The 19,655-nt window shown below is 67.1% G+C and carries 22 protein-coding genes and 1 pseudogene; 7 read left to right on the forward strand and 16 right to left on the reverse strand.

What is annotated here, in order from left to right:
- The first annotated feature begins 147 nt into the window (after positions 1-147).
- Entirely contained in the window at positions 148-948 is an 801-nt protein-coding gene (locus tag ACFV2J_RS16950) for a hypothetical protein (RefSeq protein WP_385083469.1), read from the forward strand.
- A 364-nt stretch (positions 949-1,312) separates the two neighbouring features.
- On the opposite strand, the gene ACFV2J_RS16955 is transcribed toward ACFV2J_RS16950, so the two are convergent.
- A complete protein-coding gene (locus ACFV2J_RS16955; RefSeq protein WP_385083468.1) occupies positions 1,313-1,885 on the reverse strand; it encodes an STAS-like domain-containing protein in 573 nt (190 codons plus the stop codon).
- The gene (locus ACFV2J_RS16960) at positions 1,886-2,755 is read right to left on the reverse strand and encodes a hypothetical protein (RefSeq protein WP_385083467.1); all 870 of its coding nucleotides are present in this window, start codon (positions 2,753-2,755) and stop codon (positions 1,886-1,888) included. It abuts the gene before it with no gap.
- Positions 2,756-2,884: 129 nt separating this feature from the next.
- Between ACFV2J_RS16960 and ACFV2J_RS16965 the strand changes: the two genes are divergently transcribed.
- The 3 genes from ACFV2J_RS16965 to ACFV2J_RS16975 are packed head-to-tail and all read left to right on the forward strand — an operon-like array spanning position 2,885 to position 4,726.
- Positions 2,885-3,160, forward strand: a complete 276-nt coding sequence (locus ACFV2J_RS16965) for a multiubiquitin domain-containing protein (protein WP_385083466.1) — start codon at positions 2,885-2,887, stop codon at positions 3,158-3,160.
- Positions 3,161-3,167: 7 nt separating this feature from the next.
- A complete protein-coding gene (locus tag ACFV2J_RS16970) occupies positions 3,168-4,319 on the forward strand; it encodes a ThiF family adenylyltransferase (RefSeq protein ID WP_385083465.1) in 1,152 nt (383 codons plus the stop codon).
- On the forward strand, positions 4,316-4,726 hold the full coding sequence (locus ACFV2J_RS16975) for a DUF6527 family protein (RefSeq protein WP_385083464.1): 411 nt from the start codon (positions 4,316-4,318) through the stop codon (positions 4,724-4,726). The genes ACFV2J_RS16970 and ACFV2J_RS16975 overlap by 4 nt, the downstream gene beginning before the upstream one ends.
- Before the next feature lie 447 nt (positions 4,727-5,173).
- Here ACFV2J_RS16975 and ACFV2J_RS16980 read toward each other — a convergent pair whose 3' ends face one another.
- On the reverse strand, positions 5,174-6,073 hold the full coding sequence (locus ACFV2J_RS16980; RefSeq protein WP_385083463.1) for a hypothetical protein: 900 nt from the start codon (positions 6,071-6,073) through the stop codon (positions 5,174-5,176).
- Positions 6,074-6,840: 767 nt separating this feature from the next.
- On the opposite strand from ACFV2J_RS16980, the gene ACFV2J_RS16985 reads away from it, so the two are divergent.
- Together ACFV2J_RS16985 and ACFV2J_RS16990 are read left to right on the forward strand one after the other, a co-directional pair.
- A complete protein-coding gene (locus ACFV2J_RS16985; protein ID WP_385439386.1) occupies positions 6,841-7,200 on the forward strand; it encodes a replication-relaxation family protein in 360 nt (119 codons plus the stop codon).
- The gene (locus ACFV2J_RS16990; RefSeq protein ID WP_385083462.1) at positions 7,197-7,568 is read left to right on the forward strand and encodes a hypothetical protein; all 372 of its coding nucleotides are present in this window, start codon (positions 7,197-7,199) and stop codon (positions 7,566-7,568) included. Before ACFV2J_RS16985 ends, ACFV2J_RS16990 begins: the two co-directional genes overlap by 4 nt.
- A 218-nt stretch (positions 7,569-7,786) precedes the next feature.
- On the opposite strand, the gene ACFV2J_RS16995 is transcribed toward ACFV2J_RS16990, so the two are convergent.
- From ACFV2J_RS16995 to ACFV2J_RS17025, 7 genes and pseudogenes are all read right to left on the reverse strand, one after another.
- Complete coding sequence (locus ACFV2J_RS16995) at positions 7,787-8,221, reverse strand: hypothetical protein (protein ID WP_385083461.1); 435 nt, start codon at positions 8,219-8,221, stop codon at positions 7,787-7,789.
- Positions 8,200-8,922 carry a DUF402 domain-containing protein gene (locus ACFV2J_RS17000; RefSeq protein WP_385083460.1) on the reverse strand — a complete coding sequence of 241 codons (723 nt, stop codon included), beginning with the start codon at positions 8,920-8,922 and terminating at the stop codon, positions 8,200-8,202. The genes ACFV2J_RS16995 and ACFV2J_RS17000 overlap by 22 nt, the downstream gene beginning before the upstream one ends.
- Before the next feature lie 17 nt (positions 8,923-8,939).
- Positions 8,940-9,029, reverse strand: a pseudogene (locus ACFV2J_RS17005) (JmjC domain-containing protein); the annotation flags it as partial.
- Positions 9,030-9,041: 12 nt separating this feature from the next.
- Positions 9,042-9,320, reverse strand: a complete 279-nt coding sequence (locus tag ACFV2J_RS17010) for a hypothetical protein (RefSeq protein ID WP_385083459.1) — start codon at positions 9,318-9,320, stop codon at positions 9,042-9,044.
- Positions 9,321-9,569: 249 nt separating this feature from the next.
- A complete protein-coding gene (gene tpg / locus ACFV2J_RS17015; RefSeq protein ID WP_385083458.1) occupies positions 9,570-10,127 on the reverse strand; it encodes a telomere-protecting terminal protein Tpg in 558 nt (185 codons plus the stop codon).
- 4 nt (positions 10,128-10,131) lie between these two features.
- A complete protein-coding gene (tap, locus tag ACFV2J_RS17020) occupies positions 10,132-12,294 on the reverse strand; it encodes a telomere-associated protein Tap (RefSeq protein ID WP_385083457.1) in 2,163 nt (720 codons plus the stop codon).
- A gap of 17 nt (positions 12,295-12,311) precedes the next feature.
- On the reverse strand, positions 12,312-12,695 hold the full coding sequence (locus tag ACFV2J_RS17025) for a hypothetical protein (RefSeq protein ID WP_385083456.1): 384 nt from the start codon (positions 12,693-12,695) through the stop codon (positions 12,312-12,314).
- Between the two features lie 445 nt (positions 12,696-13,140).
- On the opposite strand from ACFV2J_RS17025, the gene ACFV2J_RS17030 reads away from it, so the two are divergent.
- Positions 13,141-13,698, forward strand: coding sequence for a hypothetical protein (locus tag ACFV2J_RS17030; RefSeq protein WP_385083455.1), 558 nt, complete (start codon positions 13,141-13,143; stop codon positions 13,696-13,698).
- A gap of 312 nt (positions 13,699-14,010) precedes the next feature.
- Here ACFV2J_RS17030 and ACFV2J_RS17035 read toward each other — a convergent pair whose 3' ends face one another.
- The 6 genes from ACFV2J_RS17035 to ACFV2J_RS17060 all read right to left on the reverse strand — a co-directional run bounded on the left by ACFV2J_RS17035 (position 14,011) and on the right by ACFV2J_RS17060 (position 19,307).
- A complete protein-coding gene (locus ACFV2J_RS17035) occupies positions 14,011-14,913 on the reverse strand; it encodes an ECF subfamily RNA polymerase sigma factor, BldN family (protein ID WP_385083454.1) in 903 nt (300 codons plus the stop codon).
- On the reverse strand, positions 14,910-15,464 hold the full coding sequence (locus tag ACFV2J_RS17040) for an RNA polymerase sigma factor (protein ID WP_385439331.1): 555 nt from the start codon (positions 15,462-15,464) through the stop codon (positions 14,910-14,912). The genes ACFV2J_RS17035 and ACFV2J_RS17040 overlap by 4 nt, the downstream gene beginning before the upstream one ends.
- 584 nt (positions 15,465-16,048) lie before the next feature.
- Entirely contained in the window at positions 16,049-16,300 is a 252-nt protein-coding gene (locus tag ACFV2J_RS17045) for a hypothetical protein (RefSeq protein ID WP_385439333.1), read from the reverse strand.
- Entirely contained in the window at positions 16,282-17,655 is a 1,374-nt protein-coding gene (locus ACFV2J_RS17050) for a DUF4041 domain-containing protein (protein ID WP_385083453.1), read from the reverse strand. The genes ACFV2J_RS17045 and ACFV2J_RS17050 overlap by 19 nt, the downstream gene beginning before the upstream one ends.
- A gap of 2 nt (positions 17,656-17,657) precedes the next feature.
- Entirely contained in the window at positions 17,658-18,938 is a 1,281-nt protein-coding gene (locus ACFV2J_RS17055) for a hypothetical protein (protein ID WP_385083452.1), read from the reverse strand.
- 48 nt (positions 18,939-18,986) lie between these two features.
- Positions 18,987-19,307 carry a hypothetical protein gene (locus tag ACFV2J_RS17060; protein WP_385439337.1) on the reverse strand — a complete coding sequence of 107 codons (321 nt, stop codon included), beginning with the start codon at positions 19,305-19,307 and terminating at the stop codon, positions 18,987-18,989.
- Between the last annotated feature and the right edge of the window lie 348 nt (positions 19,308-19,655).

The raw sequence follows: 19,655 nt of genomic DNA on the forward strand, positions 1-19,655 counted from the left end.
CCTACCCCCCCCACCAAACCACCTCGCCGCTCCCCTTCTGTCTCGTTTTTTCTTTTTTTTTTTGGCTCTCGTGGTTGGGCGCGGGGGGGCCCCCCCCGGCCCCACCGCAACACCCCCAGGGAACTCAGGAAGGAGTTGTCACAAATCATGCCTCAGGCGTGGAGCATCGAAGTCGAGTTGGGCGTAAGCGACGTCAGCGACGACACCGTTGAGGAGCTGCACGAGCACTTGGCCGACTGCAGCCCCGCCGTCGGCACCGCCCTCAGCGGAAACCTCTCGGTACGGATCTTCATCGAGGCCGGGACCGCCCGGCAGGCCGTGGACACAGCGCTCAAAGAAATCACCGCTGCGGCCAAGCAGGCCGGGATCAACCACACGGTCGTCAGCATCGAACTGGTCACCGAGGAGGAACTGGACCGCAGGCTCGAGGAACCTTCCGTACCCGAACTCGTCGGGGTCTCCGAGATCGCGGCGATGTTCGGTGTCGGCAGACAGCGCGCTGCGCAGGTAGTGCAGCGTGAGGACTTCCCGCCCGTCGTTGCCCGCCTCAAGGCTGGTCCGGTATTTGTGAAGTGGCAGGTCGAAGCTTTCGGAAAGCGGTGGGACCGCCGCGGTGGAAGGCCTGCCAAGCCGGTCGAACTCACAGAGTTGGACCGTGAAGTCCTGACAGCACTCAACGCCACGCACCGCGAGGTCGAAGACTCACAGTCCACGGCCGGGAATCTCGTGCGGGAACACGAAGCACCTTCGGGCTGGGCCTTCGCTGCACTCAGGCCCGGCCGGCTGTGCGCAGCGTTCCCCGCTGGCGATCGGTCAGCCAGAGCCACGATCACACGGCTGGCCAAGGCGCGGCTGGTGTCAGTAGAGACCGAATCAACTCGCGACAACGAAGTCGTGGTCGAGCTTGAACTGACATCAAAGGGTGAGCGGGTAGCCGCCACCCAGTAGTACCCATCCCTTGTACGTCGTCAGGAAGGCCCCCGCAACGCGGGGGCCTTCTGACGTCGTACCCCAGCACCAGCCAACAACACCAAGCCGGCCGCCAGCGACGCGCACGCCGTCACCCGCAACAGCGCAACCGGCACCGGCACCGGCACCTACAGACGTACCGCTACATCCGCAAGAAACCCAAGATCATTCCCGCAGTGGTATGCCTCTGCAATGCTGCTCAGCTTGCGCCATGGGCATACTCGCGGCTTCGGGCCCCGTGTTCCCACCTGCTCCCGCCGCAGCAAAAGGCTTCGTGGGCAGAGGCTGTTCTGTGGCCAGCCGCCCCCTGTGTGCGGAGCGTCCTAAGCGGATGCTGTGCAGCTCAGTTACCGTTTGCGGTCCCGGCCAGACGGTAGGTGAATTCCTTACCGCCCCGTTCAGGTCCTGCACCGCGCTCGCGATGCAAGGCCCCTGCTTCGACGAGCTTCTTGAGCCGGTTGTTGGCGTTGGGCAGCGAGATAGCGAGTTCATCTGCGAGCTGCGCTGCTCTGAAGTCGCCTAGGCGGCGTGCTGCAGTCCAGGCGCCAGCCAGGATGGCGGCATCACCCAGCAGCTCGTGGGTGTCACCGTCGACGGCAATCTGTTTGCGGCGTTCAAGGCAGACGGTGACCCCTTCACGGGTCTCTTCGTTCAGGCCGGTCAGCCACACGCCGCGGGCAGGTAGATCGCCGGCAGCCAGTGAGACGTAGAGCTTGCCGAGAAATTCGTCGACGAAGCTGTTCGTCATCGCTTCGACGCCACCGAAGTCGATGGTCAGCATGGCAACTGGAGCTGCGTCCGTGACTTGCTCTTCCAGGGACCGGCGAGCATCGGCGCCCACGGCCCTGGTAGCGAGAAACGGGCCGTGCTCTTTGACGGGGTAGGCGAGCAACGTTTCACGTTTCTGCGGTTTCATTTAATTCATTGAAGCACAGGTTGATGAGGTGCGATACGACACTCTCAGCCAAGACCACGTTCCTCGTACAGGGATCTGGGCGGGAACACTGTAGGTGACAGCTGCGCCTTTGAGGCGTCCGGCACGCAGCAGGCCGTTGCCGCTGCGCAGTACCAACCTGGTTGCGGCAGTGTCACTGGTGCCGTTCAACAGGTCGGGGAGGCCATTGCCGCGTCTCTCCTGGGTTCCGCTGACGCCGGGCTGAAGCGCGTGCTCCAGAGCTTGGGCGCTGGTGACAAGGGCGCCGTGTTTGGGGTTTTGGTGGAGATGGTCGAGGACGCCCATGCCGGTGTCGCAGACGGCTATCTCGAGGCGCCGGTAGCCGGTGGTCTTGCCGCTGTAGGCCTGGGCCGCGATGAAAGCGCCGCAGGGGCTGGCGCCATGATCGACGGCGTTGTCGATCAGTTCACCGATGCCTTTGAAGACGCGGCGCCCGTTGCGGGGTCCGAGGTGGTAGATCGCCAGGCGTCCGAGGCGCTCACTGATGGGGCCGACCGTCTCTGGCCCCAGGCGGGCGACCTCTAGCAGGTTCAGGGAGCGGTCACTTCGGGTTTCGTCAGGAAGGTTGCCTTCTACCCGCGTGCCGTCGGGCAGTACGGCGATCAGGTCCATGCGCTGGATATAGGAAGTGACGTCCAGGGAGCGGGGCAGGACCAAGGTGGTGGGGGTGTCGTCGGCTGCATAGGCAGATGCGCTGGCGGCCGCGGCCGCCAGGTCCAGGGGGCTGGCGAACAGCAGGCGGCGGGCATCGAGAACGAGCCGGTTGCGATCGATGCGCGCGGTGGGGTTCGTCCGCAGGAGCGGGTGACGGCCCGCGAGTTCGAGTAGCACGGCTCCCCAGGATGCCAGGGGGATGCGCCGAATGGACGATCACCGATCTGGGCGTGTCGCCGATCCCGGCGGCACCTTGTGCTACGGTTTCACTGTCGTCAATGAAACCGAATGGAAGGAAGTCGGCCCATGAGCCACCCCGAACCCCTGGAAGCATCCGGGCACGGACGCAAGTACAAGATCATCGTCAACGCACAGGAGAAGACGGTGCACACGGGCGCTCTCTCGTTCGAGGAGGTCACCCGTCTCGCCTTCGACCCCGTGCCGACGGGGCCCTACGTGCTCATCACCGTGAGCTTCCGCCATGCCGACCAGAAGCCGGACCAGGGCACGCTCGCCGTCGGCCACAGCGTCGAGATCAAGAACGGAACGGTGTTCAATGTCACTGCAACTGACAAGTCGTAGCCCGGACTTGAAGCGGCTTCAGGACGAGGGGTACCGCATCGAGATCCGTTCCGGGTTGCTGCTGATGCACCATGTGCCGTACGTGGACAACCAGCGCACCGTCCGCTACGGGACTCTGGTCTCTCAGCTGTCCTTGGCCGGAGATGCCACGGTGGTCCCGGAGACCCACGTGGTCATGTTCAGTGGTGCCGAGCCCTGCGACCACGAGGGCCGGCCGCTGGAAGCGCTCATCAACAGGCGCGGTCGGCTGACTCCGGGGGCGGGCGTCGACATCGACTACACCTTCTCTCACAAGCCGGCCGCCGGGTACCCGGACTACTACGAGAAGATGGCGACGTATGCCGCCATCCTGGTATCTCAGGCTCAGCAACTGGACCCCGGGGCCACCGCAACGGCCCTCCCCACCGTCGGCACCGATGAGGCGGGACCGTCCGTCTTCCGCTACGCCGACACGGCTTCCAGTCGGGCTGGCATCGGCGGCATCACCCGCCGCCTCGAGGACCTCCGCATCGCCATCGTGGGCTTGGGGGGAACCGGCAGCTACATCCTGGATCTAGTCGCCAAGAGCCCCGTGCGGGAGATCCACCTCTACGATGGGGACAAGTTCCTGCAGCACAACGCGTTCCGCTCCCCCGGCGCGGCCGCGCGTGAGGACCTCGAACAAGCCCCGCCCAAAACCGAGTACTTCGCTGCCGTCTACGGACAGATGCGTCACGGCGTCGTCGCCCACTCCGTCTACGTGGACGCCACAAACGCCGACGACGTATGCACCGCGGACTTCGTCTTCCTGTCCGTAGACGACAACACCGCCCGCCGACTGATCATCGACAAACTGGAGCACCATCAGGTTCCGTTCATCGATGTCGGCATGGGCGTGTACGAGGCGGACGGGCGTCTGTCCGGGCTACTCCGGGTCACCACCAGCACCCCTGCACGCCGTCGGCATGTGCACGAGCAGCAGCGCATCCCCATGGCTGCCGGGGACGTCCCCAACGACTATGGACGCAACATTCAGATCGCCGAGCTCAATGCGCTCAACGCCTGTCTGGCCGTGATCAAGTGGAAGAAGCTGTACGGCTTCTACCACGATCTGGAGCAGGAGATGCACAGCGTCTACCAGATCGACGGGAACGCACTGACGAGCGAGGACACACCGTGAAACAGGTCCGGCTCGCCCACGAGTTCGTCAACTACATCCCCGAAGAACTCCAATCCGGCGTTCTCTACGTTTCCATGCCGTTCACGACCGTCGTGCACCTGTGCTGCTGCGGATGCGGCAGCAAGATCGTCACCCCGCTCAGCCCGGACGACTGGCGCCTGACCTTCAACGGCGCCACCGTCGGCCTCACCCCGTCCATCGGGAACTGGAGCTACCCCTGCCGCTCCCATTACTGGATCCACGACGGCACCGTCCGCTGGGCCCGCCAATGGACACCCAGCCAGGTCCAGGCCGCACGCGCCCGCGCTGGCCAACCTCCCCAGCCCGTTGCCCGAGAGCGTCGTCAGCACACCGCCACCGGCCTCCTGCGGCGCATCCTGCACCAGCTCCGGACGCCAGGGACCTGAGAGCGCGCACGGGCCGCGCACCGCGGGCACCGGAGCGCACGTGAGGGTGTCTCCAATGATCAGCCAGCCGGAGCAAAAGGTCACACACACGGTCGGGGCGTCCATGCGCGCCAACCAGCACGGCGCGTGCTGCCAGCGAGGAACCATGAGATCCATGGCCGACATTGCCGAAGCAAGACGCCAGGGCACCACGGGGGTGCTCCGCATCGCACCGCTGCCCGGGAGGACCCGATCGGTGCTCGATCTCATGGTGCTCTTTCTTGTCGGCCCCGCGCCGGTCACCGGCGTCCTCCGCGACCAGTCCTCGCACAACACTGAGTGCTGTGACCGTGGCCACAGCACGGGGAGGGATAGCATTGCGCCGGCCGTAAAGATGCACACATCGGGTCCGCCGTCGATGAACGGCTGGACGGGCGGGCCCGGTTGGACCGCACCCACTCATTCGGTTCATCCGTAGGGTTCTTCCACCTCGGTCGACGGGGTCCGCCGCAGCCCCCAAATGCATGCCAACTGAAAGTTGTGCCGGGCGATGGCGGCACGTCCCAGTTCCGCCTCCCAGGTCTCCCAGACCACAACAGACGGCTCGCGCCGGGCCTGTTCCTCCATCACCTGACGCAACCGGCGGAAGGCTTCGTGCAGGCTCTCCGCAGCCTCGTTCACCCCCTGCGGACCAAGCAGCTCACACAGTTCGATGTGCGGCCTCAGCGCGGCCAGCACCTCATCCGCCTTCTGCTCCACCAGGAACCACGGAAGGAATCCCTCACCTATTTCGGCCTGGTGTTCCAGCATTTCCTCCCAGCGGTACTGGAAGGCACGCAGATCTTTCACCGCGGCGTCCCAGGCGGGGAACAGAGCCGTGTACGCCTCCTGACGACGTCCACGCAGCCACTGCCCGTGCTCAATGCTCGCCTGGCCCACAGTCTGGCCCCGGTTCGCCCGGTGCTGGAGAAAGGCCAGGCCGAACGTGCTCGTAAGACCCAGCGCAGCAGTAAGGATGATCGGCCACTGATCACTCATGACCAGCATCATCCCGCAGTCGGACACCACCCATCCGGCCCGGACCATCGCACGCTTGAAGACGTCAGCGGGAAGGCATGCCCACTTCGTCGCGTTCGACAGTCCATGCCGCTCATCCGTGACATCGCCCTGGCCGACTACCCAGTGGTGAAGGAACTGCTGTACTCGAACGATCTGGACGACGACAGGGCCTACTGCCCCGACGGCATGGACGTCGTCGCCGCCGAACTCCACGGAAACATCGTCGGGGTTGCCTAGTTCCAGCTCCACGTCGACTTCGGGCACGACGAAGGCCGGGAGACACATCCCGGCATGCAGACGTTCGTCCACACCATGGCAGTCGCCGACGCTATCGCCGCAGTGGAGTCGGCCGGGCACTTCTCACCGAGATCGCCCGCCGCGCCCAGGAAGCCGGCGACACGTTCCCGGGTCGGGTCCCCCCAGGACGGCGACGATGCAACAGACCGAAATGCCTTCTTCCATGCCTGTGGACTCAAGCACTACGGACCCGACACACCGAGCGCGGCGTGGGGCTGTCCGGTCTCAAGAATCCTCGATACGGACGCAGCCGGTTCCCCGTTCCCTCGCCCGACGTCACCGCCGCACTGATGGCGGCACGAGCGCGGCGGCCCCGTCGATGCGCAACTGGCCGAGTGCGCCCCGATCCCCTCGCCCGCCGTCCGGGATCTGTCCCACCCACCCACTTCTTCCTGCTGTGGGGCGTGGACTCGGGGGCGTAGAGGGGATGTCGGCCTCCCCACCGCAGCCCAACCAGCATGGTGACCTGCGGAGTTACGAGCAGACGCGGCAGAGAGCGCGGGCAGTTGTCAGCCAGGTTGTCGGAGGGGATGTCGGCCTGGTCCACAGCGGTGTTGTCGCTTCGTGACCATGGTCGGGACTTCGTGGTGGCGAGCAGCTCCGTGATGATCGGTGGACGCGGGCGGCAGGGACCGGATGCCGTTGGGCGTGCTGGCGCAGTACAGGATGGCCACAACTGAGCAGATGCACCGGGTGATCGGGCTCGAGGTGCGTATCGAGCAGACGCGGCGGCGGCTGGCCCGGCTGCGCGTGGGGGGGGGCTGGTCGACCGCATCACCCTGGCGCGGGCCGGACGTACCCGGGCGTGGTTTCCCACCGCGTACGGCGTGCAACTCGCTGCCGAGTGGCCCGAGATGCGAGGGCACCGGCCCTCCAGGACCGTGTCTGATCCCATCGCTGTACGACTGAAAGCCGGCCACACGCTGACCGTGACCGAGACCGCGCTCGTCTTCCTCGAGGACGCCCGCCGCCGCGGCGACGTGTGCCGGCCGCTGGGCTGGATTCCCGAGGTCCACCATCCGGCCGGGAGCGGCGAGGCCGTCATCCCCGATGCACTCCTGTACTACCGGCACGGTCCCGCCGACGGTGACAACGGGGCGATGCTGGGGCGTTCGTGGAGGCCGACCGGGCCACCATGAGCCCCGAGCGCCCGGCCGCCAAGCTGACCGCGTACGAGCGCTTGTATCGCTACGTTCCCGTGGCCCCGAGGCGTCGGCCGACTGTTCAGGAACCGACGGTTGAGGAGTGGCGGCGGCGCTACCCGCTCTTCCCCCGCGTCCTGTTCGTCCTGGACGGCACTGGACCCGCCGGTGTGGAGAACAGGATCAGCGCCCTGCACGCCGGGGCCGGGCTGCTGGCGCCGTCCCGTTTCCTATACGACGTCCCCGTCCTCGCGGTGCCGCTGGCCGACCTGCTCCAGCGCGGCCCCTCCGCACCCGTGTGGCGCCCCGTCCACGACCCCGGCTGGCGAGTCCGCTGGACGGAGACCGGGCATCGGCAGACCTGATGTACGGCCGCCGCTGACGCGGCACCGGTCTGTACTGCGCTCCGTTGGCAGACGCGCCGTAGTGAAGTAGTCGGCCATCAGGCCGGCGTGTATCCGCCCCTTGTCACCCTGGTCAGCCACGCATCCGAACGCCAGCGGCCGACCCGAAGCAAACGGATGATCCTGGCCGGTGAGGGTGTCCGTAGCGTGACGTAGAGCTGGGCTACGCACGGGTCTGCCTAGGCGGCCCGGGGGTAGCGATCTCCGTGGTGGCCGTCGAAAACCCAGTGGTGTGCTTCGGGGCGTTCGTCGCAGACATCGCAGATGCCGGGGTACAGGACCGCCTCGAAGTAGTTGTGAGCGAAGCCGCCGGGGCCGTCGTAGTCGCGTTGAGCGGCGCTCTGGCACTCCCGGCCGGGCCGGCAGCGGCCGCAGCAGTCGTGACCGAAGATGGTCGGATCTACCTTCTTCGAACACCCCATGTGACTGCACTCGAAGTAGCCGCCTGCGTGGTTGGTCCACCAGCGGGAGACGGGCAGGTCGGAGTCCTCCTCCGCTTCCTCTTCCTCCTCCGGCGCGGAGGACGCAGTGCCGCGGGGGTTGGAGAGGGCGATGAGGATCACTCCGGCCACGGCAACGGCCACGCCGCCGATCACCACACCCGCTTGGCGCACGTGCCCGAGGCTGTTCCATCTGCCCGCGATGCGCTGGCGCAGGGGCCGTTGGCCGTCGCTGCCGTCTGGTTGCGGGTCGGAGGGGCGAGGATCACCACTCTGGGATGCCCGATCGTCCTGCGCAGCCATCTGACGCGCCGTCCTCTCTGCTCTGGGAATCGGAAGTCTAGAGGTGTGCCAGGGACTGCGTCGCACCGCTCCTCCTCCTTCATGCGAGTCCGGTGTGAGCTGGCTACGGCAGGCGCGGCGCGGGCCCAGTCACATCCCATCGCCAGGACGTCCACCCCGTCTGCGAACGGACCGGAGTGTTCCTCAATCATCGTGAGAACCTGGGCGCGGGCATCGTCGACGGCTTGGTGCTCGGTGTCGGTGATGATGCCGAGCCGTCGCACGTGGGCGTACTCGTCTTCGTCCTTCCACGTGAGGCGGCTGAGGTCGGGGGCGACGACCAGGTCCACGGTGAGGTCGAGGGTGTCGAACCCGTCCGGCGTGCGGCGGGCAGGGTGTTCGAAGTTGACGTACCAGTTGCGCATCCCGGCACTCGTGTAGAAGGCGTTGATGCTGAACCACACGGTCGGCGGCTTCCACAGCAGCAGCTCGGTCTCCTGCCACATCCCGGGCGCCAGCTCCCATTCTCCCGTCGCCATCGCGTCGAACGCCTCCGTGCGCACCGACCGGTCGCCGTCGGCGCTGGCACCCACGACAGAAGGTCGGTCGCGGTGTGGGTCTGCAGGCCGCAGGTGACGTGCAGGGAGCGAGTGCCCTGGTCGGCACAGACCGCGTGCCACACCCCGCGCGGCACGTACAGGACGTCGCCGGGCTACCACCACCTGGTCGCCGTCCAGCTGCTGTCGGCCGTGGCTTCGAGGTAGAGGGGGCACGCGGCGCGGGGGCCAGGCTTGTTCAGTTCCCGCCAGGTCTCTTCCAGGAAGCGGCGCAGCTCTGCGGGTTCCTGTGGGTAGCCGTCGGTGTCGAGCAGGTTCTGGGCGCGTAGGAGCGGCCGGTGTTCGTGCGCGGCGAGTGCCTTGGTGACCATGCATTCCTTGCTCCCGAAGTAGTACAGGAGCATGCGGTCACTGGTCCCCAGCGCTCGGGCCAAGGGCGCAGAGACAGGTCCTTCACGCCGTTATCGCGCACGGCCCGGGTGCGGGAGGATGAGATCCATCCCTGTCATCACTACGCCGCCTGCTTCGCCGGCGCCCGCACCAAGTGGCGGCAGAGGCGGAACCAAGGGAAACGATTGAATCACTCCGCCACGGAGCAGACGAACTCCACTGACAGCTGAACCGATCTCCTCGAAGGCGGTAGCGCTGGTGCCCATCGGCGACGCGCGGCACCGTAATACCTTTCAGTAGTCCAGATCCAGGTAGTCAATGTCGTTGATTTCGACATCCGAGAGTCCCAGAGCGCGGGCTCCACCATCCTGGAAATACACTTCCCTGAATCCTTCGGCGATGATTCCGCGCATCTCTTGGTCGCTGGCCCCCTCGTTGCGGGCGTCGAACAGGCGCTGTGCGTACTCCGGCGGGAGATGCACGGTGAGTCGTCGGAAGCGGCCGTCGTCGGTGCTGCCGACCGCGGCGGTGTAGCCGAACCGGGCGCGGGTCTCGACCGTGATGCCGCCGGTGGCGGCGGCCTGGCGGTGCCGGCGCCTGCGCACCAGGGGCTGCCACCGGGCCCGCACCGCGTCATCGATCTTCGCGGCGACATCGGGACGGGCGTGTTTGCGGGCGCCGCGGCGGTAGCGGTTGACGGAGTCGGCGGTCACGCCAATCTCCTGCGCCACGGCTTTCGCGCTGCCGAACTGCTTGATCAGGTAGCCGATCCGGCCCTTGAGGGTCTTCGGGGGTTCCTTGGTGAAGGCTTCCCGGTCGGCCCGCTCGATCGCGTCCTCGATCTCCCCCACCGCGCTACTCCCCTTCGTCCAGGACAGCGTCGCCGCCCTTGATGTGACGGGCCGGGTTGAAGCCCTGCTCCATCAAATCGACCGCCCACAGCATCGACTGCACCCCCTCCAGCTTCGCCAGCCCCGGCGTCGGCCCGAGACGGAACCCGCCCAGCTGCGGCTTCCCAGACGCGTCGTAGTGCAGGAAGTCCAGCGGGCTCTCCCCGGGGCTGGGGTAGACGACACAGTCCGAGAGCACGGCGAGGGGGAACAGGCCCGTCATCCTCGCCATGTTGTTCAGCTTGCGGTGCATGTTCACCCGCGCCTTGGAGATGACCGCGGCGCGGATGTCCGGGCGCCAGGTCGGGCGCTGCATGGCCGGCCACGCCTCGCCCTGTTTGTATGCCTTGCCCTGGGGGCGCTCGCGGAGCTTGCCGACGCCGCCCTTCACCGTGGCCTTGATGGCGGCCAGGACGGCCGCGAGGGCGGGGTCGGTCTGCTTATGCTGCTCCATCGCGGCGAGGAACTGCTCGTCGGTGAGGTCTTTGGTGACGCCGAGGTCGGCGAGGGTATCGACGTAGGCGGTCTTGAGGCGGTCGTGCCACGGGTCCAGATACGCGCCCGTCTCCCGACGCAGGTACGCCTCCAACGGAGCCACGTTGAAGCCGAGTTCCTGGGCGTAGGCCACCGTGTGCGTCTGATACCAAGCCGGGCCGCTCGGGCGGACGCCGGTCGGCGTGAACGGCGAGGGCAGGCGCGGGTCCAGCTCGATGTGGGAGAGGTCCACCAGCCACGAGCCGGGAATCTTCGGGTTGAACTGCGGGGCGTGGAAGTGGTCCGGGGCGGACAGGCCGACCGTGAGCCTGGCGGCGGCCGCGAGGAAGGCGGTGTTGAGGTCCAGACCGACCGCGAACGGCAGCAGGCACTCCTCATCCGAGAGCAGGTCCACCGGCCGCACCCACTGATAGGCCTCCTCGTCGAGGAAACCGCCCGTCCAGCCCGAGTTCACCACCACGGGATGCTCCGCGGTGGCCTCCGGCGGCGCCGGATCCACCGGCTCCGTCCCCAGCGAGCCCGCGTTGTGGCCCGGGATCCAGTTCCCGCTCTCAGCATCCTGCACCGCCTTCGTCGGCGGGCGCAGCGCGGTCATCAGTTCCAGGCCGGAGACGGCCGTGGATCCACGCGGGGTGATGACCCGCGTCGCATACGTGCCCAGGACGCGGGCGATGTCGGCCGGCTCCATCTCCGCAACGCCAGGCCAGGACCGCTCATCGAGGGCGTCCCAGGACAGGACCGCCAGCTGCACACACTGCCGTTCACGGCCCTGTGCTTTGCGGTAGACCCTGGCCCACGGGCCGAAACCCCGCTGTGTGAGCTGCCACTTCGCCTTGAGCACCTGCTTGACGACCGGGTGGTCCTCCGGCAGGCGCAGGGAGCGGCGCTGCTCGTGGCCCTCCAGACGCTCCGGCAGCCCGAGCCTCACCGCGGCCGCGGCAGTGAGGACGATCAGCGGGTCGGAGTCCTTGCCGTACCGGCTCAACTTCGCCGCGCCCAGGCCGGACTCACGCAGCGTCCACTCCACCAACTCCGGCACCGTCGTCGCCGGGCAGTCCAACACGATCTCGTCGACCCCGTACGCGGAGCCGTCCCCGTCCAGGACGGCGAGCGGACCGTGCGGGAACCGCGGATCAGCCGGAGACGCTGCCGCCTTCCGCGCGACCGGGCGCCGCGACGTCACCGAACGGGCAGGACGCGTCGACGTGACCGGCATGGCGGGCGCCTCTACCGGGACCACGGGATCCGCGTCGGGCGCACACGAGTGGTCGGGTGCCTTCGCTGCTTCCGGCTGCGGCACCGCGGTCGGCACCGGGGCCGGGCTGGCGTCTTCGCGGCTCGAGGTCGGTGTGGGTGCGGAGGGCGTTGCGGGTGCGGGATAGCGGTGGGCAAGGCCCTCGAGGAGACGGCGGTAAGCCTCCAGGCGCTCGCCCCTGGGTTCAGCGCGCCCGGCCTCCCACGCGGTAATGCTCGGCACCCGTACACCCAACGCCTGGGCGACAGCAGCCTGCGTCAGGCCCGCTGCCTCCCTCAGCCGGACCCGCTCTGCGGGCACGGGGAGCACGGTGCCCTCGTCGACGGCGGCAAGCAGGGAATCGATCGCGCTGAACAACTGCGGTGGCTCGTCCGTCATCCGTGGTTCGTTCCCGCTCACCGGACACCCTGACGGATCTCTTCGAGCCGCGTCATCAGCCGCTGATAGCGCTGCGAAGCCGCCTGCGAGGAGTTCAGGCCCTGATGCGCGGCAATCTGCCGCCAATCCATACCGCAGCGCCGCGCCTCCATGACCACCTGCGTCTCCAGCCGGTCCAACTCCTCACGCAGGTCCTCGAACAAGCCCAGAGCCGCGCCCACATCGTCCGGCCCCACGCCCGGATCCCGCCCCGAATCGTTCTGCTCACCAGCGGCCGCCAACAGCCGCCCCACCAGCGACGCATCCTGCTCGACACAACGCGCGGCCGTGGTGTCGTCACCAGGGGCGGGAGCCAGCACGGACAGACGGTCACGGGCCTGCTGACGGAGATCACGTGGCATACCGCCACCCTACCGCTCGGCGACAATGAAACAACAATTCATTGTCTGATTGCTCCGAGACCATCCCCGCACGTGCGGGGAGCAGGACCCGTTCGTCACCGTCGGCACCCCCGGTACGGGACCATCCCAGCGCGTGCGGGGAGCAGGCATCCGGCGCCGTCACCGTCACCGCAAGCCCGGGACCATCCCCGCGTGTGCGGAGATGGTCGCTCGCGGCTGTCCCGGTCGATCGAAGGCATGGTCTGCCCCCCGCGCCTGCGGGGATGGTCCCGACGCCAGTCGGGGACGTGCGACGTGCTGGTGCACAGGCCGGAGTCGACGAGGTTGCGGGCGCGGACGGCGAGGCCGGCGATCCGAGTGCGGGACGTTGCGGCGGTCGGAGACATGGGCGCGGACCGTACGAACGGCCCGCGCCTTGCGTCGCGGGCTGCCAGACTCCGCGCTCATGGAGTCCGAAGTCATCACCGCGCTTCTCGGCACGCCTGCGGTCCTCATCACCGCGGCCGCAGCATGGTTCGCAGGCCGGGCGCAGAGCCGAAGCGCTTACCAGGGTCCTGTGGACGCCGTACGCCGGGCTTCCCAGCGCGAGGCCTACGTCGACTTGTATCGGGCTTCCCGCAGGTTCGACGAAGCGTGTAAAGCGGCAGACTGGGCTCACCTGGGTTTGCCCGGTGACCCCGGGCAGAAGCAGCTCACCCAGGAAGTCCTCAACCTGTTGGACCAGATGCATGAGGCGCAGGACGCCCTGCAGCACGCCATGTACATGGTCTGTCTGGAGGGCCCCGACAATCTGGCGGAGATTGCGGTACGCCTCCACAACGCCGCCCAGCAGCGCGGCGGATCGAATACACGGTGGGGGAGAAGCAATCCTCTTCTGAGCGGGAACATCGACACAGACGAAAAGCGCAGCGCTCAATCGGTCGCCAGTTTCGCGTGGAGCAAGGCCGAGATAGAGCTGCTGCCAGCAGTTCGGCGGTACCTGAACGGACGTGGCTCCCTGTAGATGACGCGAGGTGACCGAACAGGCTGCGTCCGGTCGCGCGGAGGCCGAAGTACCGGGCGGACTCGGCGTCGAGGTACTCCCGGCACGCGGTGAGGAACGGCGACCGCGGCCAGTGTCGACCGCAGGCGTTCCGTCCGTCTGCCGTACCGACGGGTCAACCCTGGCAGCTGCTCCGTGAAACCTGCCGGAGGCCGGCAGGGAACGGAATTCAGACAGAACGACTGCTGGCCAGCCAGTCGGCCAGCACCACCAGACTGTGCGTGCACCCGCACCGGGGCTGTATCGCGTTCCCCGCCAGTTACTGTCTTTTGCTCATTTCAAGAGTCGAGCAAGGCCCTCTAGGGCCCGGTGCTGAAGCGCTTTGATGGCGCCCTCGTTCTTGCCCATCACCCGGGCGGTCTCGGCGACCGAGAGTCCCTGCAGGAAGCGCAGGGTGACGCACTCCTGCTGCTGCGCGCTCAAGTGCCGCACAGCGTCGAGGAGCAGCGTGTCCGCGAGTGGCTCCAGGACGGAGTCCTCGGGGCTGCGTTCGACCTCGTTCGCGTCGAGCATCTCGCCCGTGGTCACTTCCAGGCGGAAGCGGCTCGACTTGAAGTGGTCGGCGACCAGGTTGCGGGCGATGGTCACCAGCCAGGCCCCGAAGTCACGGCCCTGCCAGGTGAAGGTGCCGATCCTGCGCAGGGCGCGCAGGAACGTCTCGCTGGTGAGGTCTTCCGCGGTCGCCTTTCCGCCGACGCGGTAGTAGATGTAGCGGTACACGGTGTCGCTGTACTGGTCGTAGAGCCGCCCGAAGGCGTCGGCCTCGCCGGCCTGGGCGCGCTCGACGAGGTCCATCATCCGGGCGCTGTCGCTGTCCGCGGCCGGGCGGCGTGCGGTGGGCGTGGCGTCTTCGTCGGCAGGGCTGGTGGAACCGCTGCCTGTTTCGAAGGTGTTCGGCGGGGGTGCGGCTTGGGCTGAAGGGCCGCGAGATCCGGTCGAGCAGAGGGTGCGGGTCTGTGTCTCGCTGCGGACCGACAGGTCGCCGGTGGAGTGCGCGTTCGTGTGGGCAGGTACAGCCGTTTCAGGGGGAGCTACCACTTCGTCAATAGGGCCGATGTGCTGCGGCGGGTCGGTGTGGCCCAGGAAACGGCGCAGGCGATCGGCGGTTGCGGCCTCGTCGGACCACATCTCCTCGAGTACGCGGTGCGCCTGCCCGAGACGCTCTTCGACGCTCATGTGCATCCCCCTTCCTCTTTGTCCTTGTCTTCGTCCTGGATCTGGGCGAGTTGGGCCAGTGCGCGAGAGACGAGGGATCGTGCCGAGCTGGGGCGTACTCCCATGGCCTCGGCGATCGCGTCGTACGGCAGATCCATGAGCCAGCGCAGCCTCACCGCTTCGCGCTGCTGTCCGGGAAGTCGACGCAACTGCTCCAACACGTCCAGTCGTCGGTCGCAGTCAGCCGTTGCGTCGTCCTGGTGCAGCCGGTCGAAGAGGACCGGGTCGGTCAGATCGCCGAGCATCAGGTGCTCTCTGCAGACTTTGGCGTAGCGTTGCCGAGCCACTTTGAACAGCCATGCGTCCTGCCGGGGATGATCCTGCAGGCTCGGCCAGGAGCGGAACGCTTCCTCCAGGGTCATCTGGGCCGCGTCCTCAAGAAGGCTGTTGCGCGCTCCGAGGGTGTAGAGGTAGCGGCGCAGCCGGGGCTCATAGCGCATGAAGAAGGTCTCGAACCCTTCTGGGGGCGGCTTCCCGCAGTCCTCACCTGGCGGAAGTTGCACGGCTGTCACCGAGCGTCCCGCCCGTCAGTGGTAGGTGGCCAACTCGCCGTGTGGACGTCGATGCTGCTCCGCCCGCCCGGGCTGTCCCTTACGACGAGGCGGCTGCCAGGCGGCAGACGCTCCACCAACTCCACCAGCGCGTGACGGCGTTCCCGCTCCGCGCGCATCCTCCTGTGGCCGCGCGCCATGTCCCCCAACAGTTGCCACAGTCCCGCTCGGCCGCCGCGGCGTGTCGTCCATCCCACGGCTGTGGCCACCGCTGCCACGACCGGAACCACTTCGTGTAATTGCCCCATACCCGCCTCCACTGCCTCGGGCCGTTCGGACAGGCCCTCACCACGGAAAAGCGTGGGCAGACCCAAAACGCTGCGTCCGCAGGCGAGTTAGCCGAACCCGGGCAGCACCAGCCGCCCCGCCCGCCCGTCTGTTGCACTGCGGTACCAGGCAGAGCCCGAGCAGCACCAGGGAGCATCCTGCGAAGGCTCGGTTAGGGCCGTGATGTCGGTGAGGAAACGGGCCGGGCTGGAGCGTTTGGTCGTGCGGATGATCCAGAGCGGCACGGCGCGGGCTCGGGTGCGGAAGTGCCACACAACTCAGTACACACCGACGCGGTCCAGGTCGGCCAGCAGCCGTTCCACGTCGGTCGTGAGCGAGCCGTAGACATGCCACGCACCCAACTCTATGAGGGTGCCCCAGCCGATCAGATCGGTCATGGCGTCGTGCCAGGCAAGCGCGTCGTCAATCGCTTCGCGCAGTTGCCCGCCGCGAGCCGTGCCCGATGATCTGAGGACGCCCATTTCGCTGGTGCTGTCCCTGCCGATGGCACTCAGCTCTGCTGCGGCCAACGGCTACGGCTCTGGAAGTACTCCGGAGCCGCGGGTTCCTCCGTGAATTCGAGCAGGCCGCCTACCTTGTCTGCCAGGAGTGCTCGCACCTCGGCTGGTGTGGCGAAGAAGAACTCGCGTCGTTCGTTGACGAAGTTGACGCGGCGTGCGGCGAACGCCTTGTGGAGTTCGGACTCGAGTGTCACGGCGTCCTCGGAGAAGAACATGGCGTGGACGTCGTAGCGGAACGGCACTGAAGCGTCGCCGAGCTCCCGGACACGGTCCATGGGCTCGAGGCGGCGGGTCATGCCGATCTTGACGATGTTCGGGCCGAAAGCACCCAGGTTGGAGATGACGTACACGTAGCCGGCTCGGATGTTCGCGATGCGGTAGTCGTTGGCTGCGATGGCTTTTTCGATGTCGGCAAGTCGGCGGGAGAGCTCCGTGACAGCAGTGTCATCGCCTTTGGCCCTCAGAGAGTCCAGGACGGTGATGTAGTGGGCTCGTTCCTTCTCGAGTCGCTCCTTCTCGGCGGCCAGCTCCTGCTCAGCCCGGCGCTGTTCGCGAAGGAGCTGGCGTTCCTGGCGGGCTCGTTCGCGCTCTTCTTGTGCCTTCATCTGGAAGTCTGCGGTGAGTTCGAGCTCAGTGATGCGTAGAGCGTGGTACTCGGGGTTGATCCGCATCTCCATGATCACTCCCAGCTTCTCGATCGCGGTGACCGCCGACTCCAGGCGCTTCCGCGCGGCGCGCACGTTCCCCGATCGCAGTGAGCGTACGCAGTTGTCGGCCTCCGCGTTGTAGGCCCGCAGCATCAGTTTGGACAGGTCACCGACGAGCTTTCGCCCTCGGGCCAGTGATCCGTCGAAGGTGAACATGTCGGCTGCGAGGATCGCGCGGCCGCTCTTGATGACCTCGTCGATCTGCCCTTCGAGGCTGCGAAGGCGGTCCTTGTAGGCTGCAGCGTTCTCCAGAGGGTGGTGGTAGCGATAGATCCCGACGTCCTGTAGTGCGCGCTGGTCGCTGAGATCGATCACCTGGGCGCCGTCGTGTGCGGTGGCGAGCTCGGCTTCGAGAGCGGCGATGCGGGCCGGCAGCGGCGCAGGGTCAATTCCGTTCGCCGGCTGCGCGGTCGGAGGATCGGCAGGCGTCTGGTCCTGCTTGATCTGAAGGGTTTCCGGCGTCGGGCCGACGGGATCCTCGGGGGCCGGCACGGTAGTGCACACATCGATGCTGTTGTCCGATGCGGAGGCGTCGTCGGTGACGAATAGCTGCCAGCCGGACGGTGGGGCCGGCCAGGTGGGGTCGGGTTTCCATCCCTGTGGAGGTGTCCAGCCCTCGGGCGGCGTGGGCCACCCTGGTGGCGGGTTGAATCGCATCGTCACTGCCCTCGAACCCGGATCCCGCGGCTGGTGTCTGCTGCTACCAGGTCGAAAGGCGACTTCGACAGCGCGGCACCAAGGTGCTCCAACGTGGCCTGCGGGACAACTCTGGCCAGGTCGAATCCGTTGAACGTTTCACGGTCCGCGCCAACGACAGCCAGAGGAACGGTGGCCGGGCGTCCCGTGGCCGGATCGATCGTGTTGACGCCGACCGTCAGAGCGATCGAGTGGATCTTCCCGGCACGGTCGGCCTCGAAGACCTCGTGGAGACTGCGGACGGCGACCTGCCAGACCGCGTTCGCGTACCGCTCTTTCTGCTCGCGGACCGGCAGACTGCTTGAAGCGATCTCGTCTTTCGTCTTCACGTACCGATACGCCTTGACCGAGGGCACAGTTGAGGGCTCTGGAACGCTGACCGTGAGCGTAAGTTCGCGCGACGCGAGACGGAACGCATGGTCGTGCTCGACCGGGAAGACCTCGGGGTAGGCAGAGTTGGACAGGATGATGCCGACGTACTCCTCGATCGCGGACTCCACGTCGAAGGCAAGATCATTGATGAGCTTGGAGAGTTCGGCGTTGCGAACCGATGCTTCTGCCTCGCGCGTTTCGCATTCCTGCCGGTACCTCTCCTCAGCGGCAGCCAGCTGGGCCACACGCTTGGCCTCCTTCCTCTCCCGCCGGGCTACCGCCTCGGTATAGCGCTGGTGGAGAGCGTCCCTGGCACGCTCCCAGTCGCTATGCGCCTCCTCGAAGGCGGCCCTAGACCTCTCCACAGCCTGCTGGTGCCGCTTCTTCCCGCCGAGCACAGCAGAGAGTCCGGTGGGTACAGCAGGCTCCTGATACGCCGGCTCAGGGCCATACTCCGGCTCCGCCACCACGGCCGCAGGAGCAGCCAGGCCGCCAGGCTCGAACGGGGGATGCTCGACCTGCGAGATCTTCAGCGTTTCGAGATCGACGTAGTCGTCCACGTCCAGAGTCCAGGCGAGCAGCCCGTCGATGTCGGCAAGTTCGCTGGCCAGATCCGTATTCCTGGACTCGACCTCGGCCAGCCGGGACTCCACCAGGAGCCGCGCAGCCTCACGCTCCGCGGCTTTCTTCTCCGCAGCCGACGCTCTCCCCGCCGCCGCTTGCGCACGCTGATGTGCTTTCAAGGCCCGTTCGGCCTCGCGTAGCGCTGCAGCATGAGTACGGTGCGTGGCGGCCTCCTGCTGTCGTCGACGCTTCTCCGCTTGCTGCGCCTGGTAGTTCAGCTCCGCGAAGAAACCACGACGTCGGCCCATAACATCCCCCCAGATGACCCGGTGCCGAGAACTCCCGGTACCGAGAACTCAAACTCTCCGTGTCACCGTAGCGACGATCACTGCCACCGGGAAGCTGATCCAGCGTTTGCGCAGGCCAGGCCAATCATCTGCCACGAACCGCTTCTCCCAGCCCGAGCAGTGCACGTCGCGCTGTGCCAGCTTCTGTCCCGTCTTGAAACCGTGCACCACCCGCTCCTCCTTTGCCCCGGCACGGTTGTTCGCCCGCAGTGTCTGAAGGACTACAAGCGCGAGGAGTGCCAGTGCGCTCTGACAGGCAAGTTGCCGTGGTTGTTGGCGCCGGCGCAGCAACGGCCAGGTGACGTGGGTGGCGGCCCATCTGCCGCTCACCCACGCGGCGACACCGCAGGAGAGCGACAAGCACCATGAAGGAACGGATCGCGCGCACGGCACAGCGGCACGGACTGGGTGTGGAGACCGAGGCCCGGTCGGAGGACGGGCGTGTCATCACCGATGTGCTGGTGACCGGGGCAGGCGCCCGCGTCGGATGGGAGGCCCAGTACTCCCCCATCACTGCCCAACACCGTTCGCTGGCGCTCCGTCAAGGCCCGCGAGCGCAACATCGCGCCCTTGTGGGTGACGGCCGATGCCACGTCCGCTCTGATTGACCGCGCTCCCTGGACCCCTGTCGATGACATGCCCTGGCAGCGCGCCTCCCCGCTCACCCTCATTCAGTGA

Origin of the sequence: Streptomyces sp. NPDC059668 (genome assembly GCF_042734135.1) — a bacterium.
Lineage (GTDB): Bacteria > Actinomycetota > Actinomycetes > Streptomycetales > Streptomycetaceae > Streptomyces.

Excerpts from the sequence above, each read along its gene's own strand:
- ACFV2J_RS16950 (WP_385083469.1), top strand. The coding sequence starts at position 148 with ATGCCTCAGGCGTGGAGCATCGAAGTCGAGTTGGGCGTAAGCGACGTC.
- ACFV2J_RS16955 (WP_385083468.1), bottom strand. The coding sequence starts at position 1,885 with ATGAAACCGCAGAAACGTGAAACGTTGCTCGCCTACCCCGTCAAAGAG.
- ACFV2J_RS16965 (WP_385083466.1), top strand. The coding sequence starts at position 2,885 with ATGAGCCACCCCGAACCCCTGGAAGCATCCGGGCACGGACGCAAGTAC.
- ACFV2J_RS16990 (WP_385083462.1), top strand. The coding sequence starts at position 7,197 with ATGAGCCCCGAGCGCCCGGCCGCCAAGCTGACCGCGTACGAGCGCTTG.
- tap (WP_385083457.1), bottom strand. The coding sequence starts at position 12,294 with ATGACGGACGAGCCACCGCAGTTGTTCAGCGCGATCGATTCCCTGCTT.
- ACFV2J_RS17025 (WP_385083456.1), bottom strand. The coding sequence starts at position 12,695 with ATGCCACGTGATCTCCGTCAGCAGGCCCGTGACCGTCTGTCCGTGCTG.
- ACFV2J_RS17030 (WP_385083455.1), top strand. The coding sequence starts at position 13,141 with ATGGAGTCCGAAGTCATCACCGCGCTTCTCGGCACGCCTGCGGTCCTC.
- ACFV2J_RS17035 (WP_385083454.1), bottom strand. The coding sequence starts at position 14,913 with ATGAGCGTCGAAGAGCGTCTCGGGCAGGCGCACCGCGTACTCGAGGAG.
- ACFV2J_RS17050 (WP_385083453.1), bottom strand. The coding sequence starts at position 17,655 with ATGCGATTCAACCCGCCACCAGGGTGGCCCACGCCGCCCGAGGGCTGG.
- ACFV2J_RS17055 (WP_385083452.1), bottom strand. The coding sequence starts at position 18,938 with ATGGGCCGACGTCGTGGTTTCTTCGCGGAGCTGAACTACCAGGCGCAG.